The organism is Cupriavidus basilensis (assembly GCF_000832305.1).
GTDB lineage: Bacteria > Pseudomonadota > Gammaproteobacteria > Burkholderiales > Burkholderiaceae > Cupriavidus > Cupriavidus basilensis_F.
In genome coordinates this window covers 3,288,043-3,300,422 of the sequence record NZ_CP010537.1, presented here as the reverse complement: position 1 = coordinate 3,300,422, position 12,380 = coordinate 3,288,043, and the positions used below count along the sequence as shown (strand labels likewise).

At 67.2% G+C, this 12,380-nt stretch carries 11 protein-coding genes; all 11 read left to right on the top strand.

What is annotated here, in order from left to right; all coding sequences use genetic code 11:
* Window positions 1-9: 9 nt before the first annotated feature.
* The gene (locus tag RR42_RS34980; RefSeq protein ID WP_043356753.1) at window positions 10-765 is read left to right on the top strand and encodes an SDR family oxidoreductase; all 756 of its coding nucleotides are present in this window, start codon (window positions 10-12) and stop codon (window positions 763-765) included.
* Between the two features lie 58 nt (window positions 766-823).
* Window positions 824-2,371, top strand: coding sequence for a UxaA family hydrolase (locus RR42_RS34975; RefSeq protein ID WP_043356751.1), 1,548 nt, complete (start codon window positions 824-826; stop codon window positions 2,369-2,371).
* Window positions 2,372-2,420: 49 nt separating this feature from the next.
* On the top strand, window positions 2,421-3,632 hold the full coding sequence (gene manD, locus RR42_RS34970) for a D-mannonate dehydratase ManD (protein WP_043356749.1): 1,212 nt from the start codon (window positions 2,421-2,423) through the stop codon (window positions 3,630-3,632).
* Window positions 3,633-3,693: 61 nt separating this feature from the next.
* Window positions 3,694-5,229: a mannitol dehydrogenase family protein gene (locus RR42_RS34965; protein WP_043356746.1), complete on the top strand. Its 1,536-nt coding sequence runs from the start codon at window positions 3,694-3,696 to the stop codon at window positions 5,227-5,229.
* A gap of 258 nt (window positions 5,230-5,487) precedes the next feature.
* The gene (locus RR42_RS34960; protein WP_043356744.1) at window positions 5,488-5,991 is read left to right on the top strand and encodes a membrane protein; all 504 of its coding nucleotides are present in this window, start codon (window positions 5,488-5,490) and stop codon (window positions 5,989-5,991) included.
* Between the two features lie 360 nt (window positions 5,992-6,351).
* Window positions 6,352-7,530, top strand: a complete 1,179-nt coding sequence (locus tag RR42_RS34955; protein ID WP_043356743.1) for a cytochrome c oxidase subunit II — start codon at window positions 6,352-6,354, stop codon at window positions 7,528-7,530.
* Between the two features lie 41 nt (window positions 7,531-7,571).
* Window positions 7,572-9,329 (top strand): cytochrome c oxidase subunit I, encoded by a 1,758-nt coding sequence (ctaD, locus tag RR42_RS34950; RefSeq protein ID WP_043356742.1) that lies wholly within the window; start codon window positions 7,572-7,574, stop codon window positions 9,327-9,329.
* Window positions 9,326-9,964: a bb3-type cytochrome oxidase subunit III gene (locus RR42_RS34945; protein ID WP_043356741.1), complete on the top strand. Its 639-nt coding sequence runs from the start codon at window positions 9,326-9,328 to the stop codon at window positions 9,962-9,964. Before ctaD ends, RR42_RS34945 begins: the two co-directional genes overlap by 4 nt.
* Before the next feature lie 33 nt (window positions 9,965-9,997).
* A complete protein-coding gene (locus RR42_RS34940) occupies window positions 9,998-10,681 on the top strand; it encodes a heme-copper oxidase subunit III family protein (protein WP_043356740.1) in 684 nt (227 codons plus the stop codon).
* A gap of 8 nt (window positions 10,682-10,689) precedes the next feature.
* Window positions 10,690-11,091, top strand: a complete 402-nt coding sequence (locus RR42_RS34935; RefSeq protein ID WP_082055217.1) for a cytochrome C oxidase subunit IV family protein — start codon at window positions 10,690-10,692, stop codon at window positions 11,089-11,091.
* A 70-nt stretch (window positions 11,092-11,161) separates the two neighbouring features.
* On the top strand, window positions 11,162-12,367 hold the full coding sequence (locus tag RR42_RS34930) for a DUF2252 family protein (RefSeq protein WP_043356739.1): 1,206 nt from the start codon (window positions 11,162-11,164) through the stop codon (window positions 12,365-12,367).
* Window positions 12,368-12,380 lie beyond the last annotated feature (13 nt).

Below are 12,380 nucleotides of genomic sequence, written 5' to 3'. Positions count from 1 at the left end.
GAACGACTGATGACGCAACGACTCGCCGGCAAGCTGGCCCTCGTCACCGCGGCCGGGCAGGGCATTGGCCGCGCCACCGCCGAAGCCTATCTGCGTGAAGGCGCGCGCGTGATCGCCGCCGATATCGACGCGCGCTTGCTCGAGGCGCTGGCCGGCCAGCCCGGCTGCACCACGCTGCGGCTGGACGTGACGGACGGCGCCGCGGTGCAGGCTGCGGCGAAGCAGGCCGGCGCGCTCGATATCCTGTTCAACGGCGCGGGTTTCGTGCACCACGGCACCATCCTGGAATGCGACGAAGCGGCTTTCGACTTCTCGATGAACCTGAACGTGCGCGCCATGTACAGCATGATGCGCGCCTTCCTGCCCGCCATGGTGGCGCGGCGCCGCGGCTCGATCGTCAACATGGCGTCGGTGGCAGGCAGCATCAAGGGCGCGCCCAACCGCTTCGTCTACGGCGCTACCAAGGCGGCGGTGATCGGCATGACCAAGTCGGTGGCGGCGGACTACATCGGCCACGGCATCCGCTGCAATGCGATCTGCCCCGGCACGGTGGAGTCGCCCTCGCTGCGCCAGCGCATCGCGGACCAGGCGCGCGATGGCGGCAGGAGCCTGGCCGAGGTGGAAGCCGCCTTTGTCGCCCGCCAGCCGATGGGGCGCATCGGCAGCGCCGCGGAGATCGCTGCGCTGGCGGTGTACCTCGGCTCGGACGAATCGGCATTCACCACCGGCACGGCGCAGGTGATCGACGGTGGCTGGTCCAACTGAGGCGGCGCATCTCGCTCGTCCCCGCTCGTCCCCGCTCAGCCATCCGCCCGGAGCCAGCATGCCAGCCGATAACGCCCCCAAGGTCATCCGCATACACCCCGCCGACGACATCGTCATCGCCTGCCGCCAATTGGTGCCGGGCACCGTCATCGCCGCCGAGGGCGTGAGCGTCGCCAGCCTGGTGCCGCCCGGGCACAAGCTGGCGGTGCGCGCCATCGCCGCAGGCGCGCCGGTGCGGCGCTACAACCAGATCATCGGCTTTGCGCGCCAACCCATCGCGCCGGGCCAGCACGTGCATACGCATAACCTGGCCATGGGCGAGTTCACACGTGAATACGCTGCCGGCGCGGATGCGCGCGCCACCGAATACGTTGATGCACCGGCCAGCTTCGATGGCATCAAACGCGCCGACGGCAGCGTGGCCACCCGCAACTACATCGGCATCCTTACCTCGGTGAACTGCTCCGCCACGGTGGCGCGTGCCATTGCCGATCATTTCCGGCGTGAGCTTCGCCCGGAGGCGCTGGCCGCGTTTCCCAATGTGGATGGCGTGGTGGCGCTCACGCATGGCGCGGGCTGCGCCACCGATAGCGAGGGCGAGAACCTGCGCGTATTGCGCCGCACGCTGGCGGGCTACGCGCGCCACCCGAACTTTGCCGCGGTGCTGGTGGTGGGGCTGGGCTGCGAGGCGAACCAGATCGATGGCCTGCTGGCCGAGGGCGATCTCGCCGGCATGGCCGGCGGCCCGCGCCTGCATGCGTTCAACATCCAGGATAGCGGCGGCACCGCCGGCGCGGTGGCGCGCGGCGTGGCCATCGTGCAGGACCTGCTTGCCGATGCCAATCGCGTGAGCCGGCAAGCCGTGCCGGCGAGCCACATCACGGTGGGCCTGCAATGCGGCGGCTCGGATGGCTACTCGGGGCTGACTGCCAACCCCGCGCTGGGCGCGGCCGTGGATCTGCTGGTGCGCCACGGCGGCGGCGCCATTTTGTCCGAGACGCCCGAGATCTACGGCGCCGAGCATCTGCTCACGCGCCGCGCGGCGTCGCCGGCGGTGGCCGCGCGCCTGCTGGAGCGGATCCGCTGGTGGGAAGACTATTGCGCGCGCAACCACGGCAGCATGGACAACAACCCCTCGGCCGGCAACAAGGCCGGCGGGCTCACCACCATCCTGGAGAAGTCGCTAGGCGCGGTGGCCAAGAGCGGCACCACCAACCTGGTGGAGGTCTACGAGTTCGCGCAGCCGGTGCGCGCGCGCGGCCTGGTCTTCATGGACACGCCTGGCTACGATCCGGTCTCGGCCACCGGCCAGGTGGCGGGCGGCGCCAACCTGATCTGCTTCACCACCGGGCGCGGCTCGGCCTACGGCTGCGCGCCATCGCCCTCGCTCAAGCTGGCGACCAACAGCGCGCTGTGGCAAAGGCAGGCCGACGACATCGACATCAACTGCGGCGACATCGTCGATGGCGGCGCCAGCATTGCGCACAAGGGCGAGCAGATTTTCCGCCGGATGCTGGAGACCGCGTCGGGGCGAAAGACCAAAAGCGAGCTGCATGGCTACGGGCAGAACGAGTTCGTGCCGTGGTCGCTGGGCGCGGTCATGTAAGCGCATGCAAGCGCTGGGAACCATCGACAAAAACCACGCAGGAGAGAGCATGAAGATCACCGCCGCGCGCGTCATCGTGTGTTCCCCGGGACGCAACTTCGTGACGCTGAAGATCGAGACCGACGAGGGCCTGAGCGGCATCGGCGACGCCACGCTCAACGGCCGCGAGCTGGCCGTGGCGAGCTACCTGGAGGACCACGTGGCGCCCTGCCTGATCGGGCGCGACCCGCACCAGGTGGAAGACATCTGGCAGTACCTGTATCGCGGCGCGTACTGGCGGCGTGGGCCGGTGACCATGAGCGCGATCGCCGCGGTGGATACCGCGCTGTGGGACATCAAGGCCAAGGCAGCGGGCATGCCGCTTTACCAGTTGCTGGGCGGCAAGAGCCGCACCGGCGTGATGGTGTACGGCCACGCCAATGGCAGCGATATCGAGGCCACGGTGGACGAGGTGCTGCGTTACAAGGAACTGGGCTACCGCGCGGTGCGCGCGCAATCGGGCGTGCCGGGGCTTAACAAGGTGTATGGCGTGTCGTCGGACCGCCTGTTCTACGAGCCGGCCGATGCCTCGCTGCCGTCGGAGCACGACTGGAGCACGGAGCGCTACCTGGACCACACGCCGCGCCTGTTCGAGAAGGTACGTGACGCGGCGGGTTGGGACCTGCACCTGCTGCACGACGTGCACCACCGGCTCACGCCGATCGAGGCGGCTCGCCTGGGCAAGTCACTGGAGCCGTTCCGCCTGTTCTGGATGGAAGACGCCACGCCCGCGGAGCACCAGGAGAGCTTCCGGCTGATCCGCCAGCACACCACCACGCCGCTGGCGGTGGGCGAGGTCTTCAACACCATCTGGGACTGCAAGACGTTGATCCAGGAGCAGTTGATCGACTACATCCGCGCCACCGTGGTCCATGCGGGTGGCATCACGCACCTGCGCCGCATCGCTGACTTCGCCGCGATGCACCAGGTCCGCACCGGCTCGCATGGCGCGACCGACCTCTCGCCGGTGTGCATGGGCGCCGCGCTGCATTTTGACCTGTGGGTGCCCAACTTCGGCATCCAGGAATACATGCGCCACAGCGAGCAGACCGACGCGGTGTTCCCGCACGCCTACACCTTTGCCAACGGCATGCTGTATCCGGGCGATGCGCCGGGACATGGCGTGGATATCGATGAGACGCTGGCGGCCAGGTATCCCTATCAACGCGCCTACCTGCCGGTGAATCGCCTTGCCCACGATGGCACGCTCTGGCACTGGTAGTGCAAATGCCGGGCAGATACAGGCACATTCAGGAAAGCACAGGCAAACACAGGCAGGCCCCATGACGACGCCAAGACTGCATCCCGACACGCTCGCGCAGCTTCCGCATGACGTACTGCGCCCGCGCTATGCGCGCGAACGCCTGCGGGGCGGCATCGTCCACCTGGGCATTGGCGCCTTTCACCGCGCGCACCAGGCGGCGGTGACGCAAGCCGCGCTGCACGCCGATGCCGCCGACGCGCACTCGCTGGACTGGGGCATCGTCGGCGTCTCGTTGCGCCGGCCTGACACACGCGACGCGCTGGCGCCGCAGCAAGGCCTGTACACGCTGGCATTGCGCGGGGTGCGGGACGACGGCAGCCGCTTTGTGCAGTTGCAGGTGATCGGCGCGGTGATGGCGGTGCTGGTGGCCGCCGATGATCCCGATGCCGTGCTGGAGCGGATCGCGCATGAGGACGCGCGCATCGTCAGCCTGACGGTGACGGAGAAGGGTTACTGCCATGACCCTGCCACCGGCACATTGAACTTCAGCGACCCGGGCATCGCCCATGACCTGCTGCATGCCGGCGCCCCGGTTACCGCCATCGGCTATCTGGCGCGCGGCCTGCAACGACGCATGGCGCGCGGCCTGCCGCCGCTGACCTTGCTCAGTTGCGACAACATTGCCGCCAACGGCGACACGCTGCGCGGCTTGCTGCTGGCCTTCTGCGCGCGCGTGGACGGCGCGCTCCACGATTGGGTGGCCGAACGCTGCGGCTTTCCCAATGCCATGGTCGACCGCATCGTGCCCAAGACCACCGTGGACGATGCCGCGCGCATCAGCGCCGCGCTTGGCGTGGAAGACGCATGGCCCGTGGTGGGCGAGCCCTTCCTGCAGTGGGTGATGGAGGACCGCTTCGTGGCCGGCCGGCCGCGCTGGGAGGCGGGCGGCGCGCAGTTCGTCGAACACGCACATCCGTTCGAGACGCTCAAGCATCGCCTGGTCAACGGCAGCCATTCGACCATGGCCTACCTGGGCATGGTGGCCGGGTGGGCCACCACCGACCGCGCCATCGCCGTGCCGGCTATGCGCGCGCTGGTGGCCGGCATGATGGAGCAGGAAATGCAGCCGACCCTACCCGCGCTGCCGGGGCTGGACACCGCGGCCTATCGGCGCGACCTGCTGGCGCGCTTTGCCAATCCCGCGCTGCAGCATAAGACCAGCCAGATCGCCATGGACGGCTCGCAGAAGATCCCGCAACGCCTGCTGGCGCCGATCCGCGAGCGTTTGCGCGCCGGCGCCCCGTTTCCGCGCCTGGCGCTGGGCGTGGCCGGCTGGCTGCATTTCCTGCGCGGCCGGGACGAGCACGGCGCCGAGTACCGTATCGAAGACCCGCTGGCATCTTCGCTCCGTGCCTTGCTGGCCGAGGCCGAGGCCCGGCATGCGCGGGAGGCGGATCGCATCGCGGCCATCGCGTCGTTCACGCCGGTGTTCGGGGATCTGGCTGCTTCGCGCGTGTTCGTCGAAACGCTGGCCACGCAGACGCGCATGCTGCGCGAGCGCGGCGTGCTGGCGACAATCGCGGCGGTCGCCGGCACGCAGGCCAGCGCCGCCTGAACGGATCGCTGCCCGCCAAGTACTGATCCTGTCACTCGCGCGTGGCACGTTGCGGCGCCAACGTGGCGCCGGCCCACCTCCAGCACTTATTTGCGCGTGTGCGGTCAAACGATCAGGCCGGCGTGTCCTATGCTGTGCAGATACGCAGGCCCGATCAGCAATCGCGTCGCAACTTGCGTATGAGAAGCGCAACCGCAGTGCAACAGCAGAGCAACCGCAGCAAAAGGCGGCGGTGAAACAGCATATCCGGAGGTGGCTATGGAACTTCACATGCAATCGCACCACTACGTGCGCCGCATGCCAGACTGGACCGCGGCAGCGGTGTCGGGGCTGGCGGCCGGGGCGCTGCTGATGGTGATCGAGCTGTTCTGGTCGACGATGGTGGCGGGCATCAACCCGTGGGGCACGACGCGGATGATCGCGGCGATCCTGATGGGGCAGGACGTGCTCCAGACTTCGTTGTTCAGCGTGGGTACCGTGGCCGCGGCGCTGATGATCCACTTTGTGCTCGGCGCGGTGCTGGGCATGATCCTGGGGGCCATCATCGCGCCATTTCACCTGGATTCGAGCACGGGCCTGGCGTTGCTTACCGGCGCGGTATTCGGCATTGCCGTGTACCTGCTCAACTTCTACGGCATGACGCGCTTTTTCACCTGGTTCGCCGATGCGCGTGGCTGGCATACGCTGGTTGGCCACATGATCTTCGGCATGACCGCAGCCATTGCCTACTGGAAGCTTGAAAACAAGGATGTATCTCACTGAGCACGCAAACCGGAGGAAATGCCAGCCAATCCATCAGCAAATCCATCGGCGCGTGCCGCGGCGCATCCCTGTTTCCATTGCCCTGCGTCTACGTGCTGTTTAGCGATTTAGCGGTTTAGCGGTTTAGACCCGCGCATTGCCACTACACGGGCCGTGCGGGCTGGCGGCGGCGGATGAAAGCTTCGGCTTTCTCCGCCGCTTTTTGTTTTGCCGCTGGTGGCGCATGGCCGGGCCATCTTGTGTGGCATCGCACCCAAAGCGCTGTCAAGGCCGCCTTGCCGGTGGCGGACCAGATGCACTAGTCTTATCTCAGCTTGCGTGTAGTTCGCATCCTTCTGTGCGCAAGCGGGGAGGGTCGGTATGGCGATAGCCATTGCAATCGTGATCATCGTCGTTGCTTCGGTGCTCTTCCATTTCTTGAGCCCGTGGTGGGCGACGCCGCTTGCCTCCAACTGGAAGCAGATGGACGACACGCTGACCATCACGCTGGTCATCACCGGCATCTTCTTCGTCATCATCAACCTGTTCGTCGCCTACATCGTCTGGCGCTACCGCCATCGCGACGGCGCGCGCGCGGCCTATCAGCCGGAAAACCCCAGGCTGGAGCTGTGGCTGACAGCGGGCACCACGCTTGGGGTGATCGCGCTGCTGGCGCCGGGCCTGTTCGTCTATGCCGAGTACGTGCGCCCACCCGGCGACGCCATGGTCCTGGAGGTGGTGGGCCAGCAGTGGCAGTGGGGCTTTCGCTTTCCCGGCCGGGGCGGCCAGCTCGGCACCTCGGACCCGCGCTTTGTCACGCCCGCCAATCCGCTGGGCGTGAACCCGGACGACCCGCGCGGGCAGGACGACATCATCGTCGCCGGCCAGGAGGTCCATCTGCCGCTGAATCGCCCGGTCAAGGTGCTGCTGCGCTCCAAGGACGTGCTCCACGACTTCTACGTGCCGCCGTTTCGCGCTCGCATGAACATGGTGCCAGGCACCGTCACGTCGTTCTGGTTCACGCCGACCAAGGCGGGCACGTACGAGATCCTGTGCGCGCAACTGTGCGGGGTCGGCCACTACAACATGCGCGGCCATGTGGTGGTGGAGGACGAGGCGGCGTTCCAGGCATGGCTCTCGCGCCAGCCGACGTTCGCGCTGACCATGGCGAAGACGCCCGCTGTGGTGACAGGGGCAGCGCCTGCCGGCGCGCCGGCGGCCGATACGCTCGTCGGGCAGGGCCGCGCGCTGGCGCAGAGCAAGGGCTGCGTGGGTTGCCACAGCATGGACGGCACCGTTGGCGTGGGGCCAAGCTGGAAGGGCTTGTATGGCAGTACCGGGACCTTTGCCGATGGCAGCAGCGCGAAGGTCGACGACGCTTACCTGAAGACGGAGATCACCGATCCGCAGGCGCGCCTGGTCAAGGGCTTCGGCCCGCTCATGCCAAAGATGGCCCTGAGCGACGAAGAGGTGAGCGCGCTGATTGCCTACATCCGCGCCAACGGCGCGCCCGGCGCGGCAACGCAGGCGGGCGCTGCGTCCCGCGCCGCGGCCAGGTAGATCGCAGGCAGGTTGCAAAGAAGGCTACAGGAGGGAGTGCTATGGCATACGCCGACGAGGCCGCCCACGACGGACCGCAGAGCTTCTTTACCCGCTATATCTGGAGCCAGGATCACAAGGTGATCGCGGTGCAGTACACGCTGGTTGCCATCTTCGTGGGGCTGGTGGGCGTGGTGCTTTCCAACCTGATGCGCCTGCAGCTGGGTTTTCCCGGGCACTTCACGTTCATCAATGCCAACCGCTACTACCAGTTCGTGACCATGCACGGGATGATCATGGTGATCTACCTGCTCACGGCGCTCTTTCTCGGCGGCTTCGGCAATTTCCTGATCCCGCTGATGGTGGGGGCGCGCGACATGGTGTTCCCGTACCTCAACATGTTGAGCTTCTGGGTCTACTTCCTCTCGGTGCTGGTGCTGCTGTCGAGCTTCTTCGTGCCGGGCGGTCCCACCGGCGCCGGCTGGACGCTGTATCCGCCGCAGGCCATCCTGCCGGGCACGCCCGGCTATGAGTGGGGCATCATCCTGATGCTGGTGTCGCTGGTGATCTTCATCGTGGCCGCCACCATGGGCGGGCTCAACTACGTCACCACCGTGCTGCAGGCCCGCACCGAGGGCATGACGCTGATGCGCATGCCGCTGTCCGTGTGGGGCATCTTCATGGCCACCATCCTGGCGTTGCTGGCCTTTCCGGCGCTGTTCGTGTCGGGCGTGATGATGCTGCTGGACCGCACGCTGGGCACCAGCTTCTTCATGCCGGCGATCGTTTCGCTGGGCCAGCAGCTGAACTACAAGGGCGGCAGCCCGCTGCTGTTCCAGCACCTGTTCTGGTTCTTCGGCCATCCGGAGGTGTACATCGTCGCATTGCCGGCGTTCGGCATCGTCTCCGACCTGGTCAGCGTGCATTCGCGCAAGAGCATCTTCGGCTATCGCACCATGGTGTGGGCCATCCTGGCCATCGGCGTGCTGTCGGTGGTGGTGTGGGCGCACCATATGTTCGTGAGCGGGATGAACCCGTACTTCGGCTTCTTCTTTGCCACCACCACGCTGATCATCGCCATTCCCACCGCCATCAAGGTCTATAACTGGGTCATCACGCTATGGCGGGGCGACATTCATTTCTCGGTGCCGATGCTGTTTGCCATCGCCTTTATCAGCACCTTCGTGATCGGCGGGCTGACCGGGCTGTTCCTGGGCAATGTCAGCGTGGACATTCCGCTGTCGAACACGTATTTCGTGGTCGCGCACTTCCATATGGTGATGGGCGTTTCGCCGATCCTGGTGGTGTTTGGCGGGATCTATCACTGGTACCCCAAGGTCACCGGCCGCATGCTCAACGACAAGCTGGGGCACATCCATTTCTGGGTGACGTTCGTCGGCACCTATGCCATCTTCTTCCCGATGCACTACCTGGGCATCCTTGGCATGCCGCGGCGCTACTACGCCTACGACAACTACGCCTTCATTCCCGAGTCGGCCCACACCATGAACGCCTATATCTCCGTGGCGGCGTTTATCGTGGCGGCGGCGCAGTTGCTGTTCGTCTTCAACCTCGCCTGGAGCGTCAGGCACGGCAGGCCGGCGGGGTCCAATCCCTGGCGCGCGGCCTCGCTGGAGTGGCAGACGCCGGACACGCCGCCCGTGCACGGCAACTGGGGCGCGCAGCAGCCGGTGGTGCATCGCTGGGCCTATGCCTATAGCGTGCCGGGTGCGAGCGAGGATTTCATTGCGCAGAACGCGCCGCCCGAGGCCGGGGGCGCCGAGCCCGAGCCGCACACCAGCCATGGAGCCGTGGCATGAACGCGAACCTGGTCTATCGCACCGGTGCCGACGGCGAGCGGCGCCCGGGCCCGGGCCCCGGCGATGTGGGCAGGCAGCGCGCGGGGCCCGCGCCGGCCAGCATCGGGCTGTGGGTGTTCATGGGCGTGGTCAGTTCGCTGTTTGGTTTGTTTATCGCCGCGTACGCCATGCGCATGGATTCGCCGGACTGGCACGCCGTGGCGTTGCCGTGGCAGGTCTGGCTGTCCACGGCCTTGCTGGCGGCGGGTAGCGGGGTGATGCTGGTGGCCGCGCGCGCGGCCCGCGCCGGACGCGTCTCGGTGGCGCACCGCGCGCTGTGCCTCGGCGGGCTGGCCGCGGCGGCGTTCGTGGCTTCGCAGTTGTGGGCATGGCAGGCCCTGCTCGCCATCCACGTGGTGCCTGCCAACAACCCGTCCGGGAGCTTCTTCTACCTGCTGACCGCGATGCATGGCCTGCATGTGCTGGGCGGCCTGGCTGGCTGGATGATGGCCATGCGCGCCGGGCCGGGCAGCGCGCTGCGCATTCGCCTGTGCGCGCGCTACTGGCATTTCCTGCTGGCAGTGTGGCTGGTGCTGCTGGCCGCGCTCGGCTGGCTCACGCCGGAGTTCGTTCGCTTTATCTGCGGCCGCGGCTAGGCGGCCCGGCCGATTCTCGAAGGAGACGCGCCCATGTCTTCGCTACCCACTTCATCCGCACCGGCGGTGACCGGCTTGCGCGGGCTGGTGGCCGACTGGTCCTCGGACCAGCGGGCCTTCAAGGTGTCGTGGGGCAAGGCGATGATGTGGATCTTCCTGCTGTCCGATACCTTCATCTTCAGCTGTTTCCTGACCGGGTACATGACGGTCAGGATCGCCAGCACGGCGCCCTGGCCGAACCCCAGCATCGTGTTCGGGCTCAAGGTGGGCGGCACCGAGGTGCCGCTGCTGCTGATCGCCATCATGACCTTCGTGCTGATCAGCAGCAGCGGGACGATGGCGATGGCCGTCAACTTTGCCTACCGGCGCGATCGCGTGAAATGCGCGTTGCTCATGTTTGCCACGGCGCTGTTCGGCGTGGCCTTCGTCAGCATGCAGGCTTTTGAGTGGACCAAGCTGATCGTGACAGAGGGCGTGCGCCCGTGGGGCAACCCGATGGGTGCGCCGCAGTTCGGCTCGGCCTTCTTCATGATCACCGGCTTCCATGGCCTGCATGTGAGCTGCGGCGTGATCTACCTGCTGATCGTCGCCACCAAGGTGCTGCGGGGCCGCTACGAGCGCACGGGCAACTACCAGATCGTGGAGATTGCCGGGCTCTACTGGCACTTCGTGGACCTGGTGTGGGTCTTTATCTTCGCGCTGTTCTATCTTTGGTGAGGCCCCTCATGGCTGCGTCGTCCCCATCTCCCGAATTGCCCGCGCAGGCCCCCGCCGTTACCGGCTCGCACGGCGATTCGCCGCACGGGCAACCGCTTGGCCAGCAACATGGGCAGCAGCATCCCATCGGCCTATACCTGAAGATCTGGGCACTGTTGTTCGTGCTGTCCACGCTGTCGTACCTGGTGGACTACTTCCATTTCGAGGGCTATCTGCGCTGGACCCTGATCCTGCTTTTCATGGTGATGAAGGCCGGATTGATCGTGGCCGTGTTCATGCACATGGCCTGGGAGCGGCTGGCACTGATCTGCGCCATCCTGCTGCCGCCGCTGTGCCTGCTGGTGCTGGTGGGCCTGATGGCGGCCGAGGCGGACTACACGTTCCTCTTGCGCGGCGTCTTCTTCCGCTGAGCGTGCGGCGCACGTTCCGTGCGCGCCATCCGGGTACACTTGCCCGGTTGCCCGCCACTACGACGAAACCATGCACCCAGCTACGGAAGCCATCCTGATCTATAACCATGGCCGCGATCCCGAGCGGCTGACCCGCAAGCTCGCCGCCATCGCCGCCGATCCGTTCGCCTTCCTGCGTGGCACCAACCACCTCTACGCGGCCTCGGTGGGCACCGAGGCCGCCCTGGTGGAAGCCCCCACCACCTATGTCTGCGGCGATCTCCATCTGGAGAACCTGGGCAGCTTCAAGGGCGACAACGGCCTGGTTTATTTTGATCTGAACGACTTCGACGACGCGATGGCCGCGCCGCTGACGGTGGACCTTGTGCGCCTGCTGTCCAGCCTGATGATCGCGGCGCCGCAGCTCGGCCTGTCGGACGCCGACGCGCGCGCGGGCGCCGAGCGCATGCTTGAGACCTACGCGGCGGTGCTGGCCGGCGGCAAGCCGCGCTGGGTGGAGCGCGCCACCGCCACCGGGCTGGTGGCGACGCTGCTGCGCCGCGTCAAACGCCGCCGCCGCGGCGAGCTCCTGGCGGCGCGCACCGTGCGGCGCGGCGGGAAACGGCGCCTGCTGATCGACAACAGCCATGCGCTGGCTCCGCTCAAAGGCGAGCGCAAGCGCGCTGGGGCCATCCTGCGCGAGTTCGCGCGGCAGGCCCATCACGGCCAGTTCGCGGCCGACGACGCCGCGCGGCGGGTGGCGGGCGTGGGCAGCCTGGGGCTGGAGCGCTATGTGGTGCTCGCGCATGCGCCCGGCACGCCCACCGCCCAGCGGCTGATCGACATCAAGCGCGCCGCGCCCAGCGCGTGGCAGGGCTTGCCGTATGGCGCGCAACCCGCATGGGGCAGCGACGCAGCGCGCGTGGTGCATATCCAGCATGCCATGCAGGCGGCTTCGCCTGCGCTGCTCTCGGCGGTTGCGATGGGTGCCGGGTCAGCAGCGCCGTCCTACATCGTCAAGAGCCTGCAGCCCACGGCCGACCGCGTGAACCTTGGGCCTCACACCGATCGCGCCAGCCTGAGCGAAGTGCTTCTCACGATGGCGCGCTCGGCGGCCTGGGCGCACCTGCGCGGCTGCGGCCATGAAGCCGCCGATCGGATCGAGGCGTTGCAGGAATTCGCCGCCGGTTCGCGCTGGCGCGCGCCGGTGCTGCGGCTGGCGCGGCATGGCTGCGAGATGGCGCAGGCGCAGTGGAAGGATTTTGCCGAGGACTACCACAAGGCCCGGGGGAAATAAGCCTGGTTTGAGG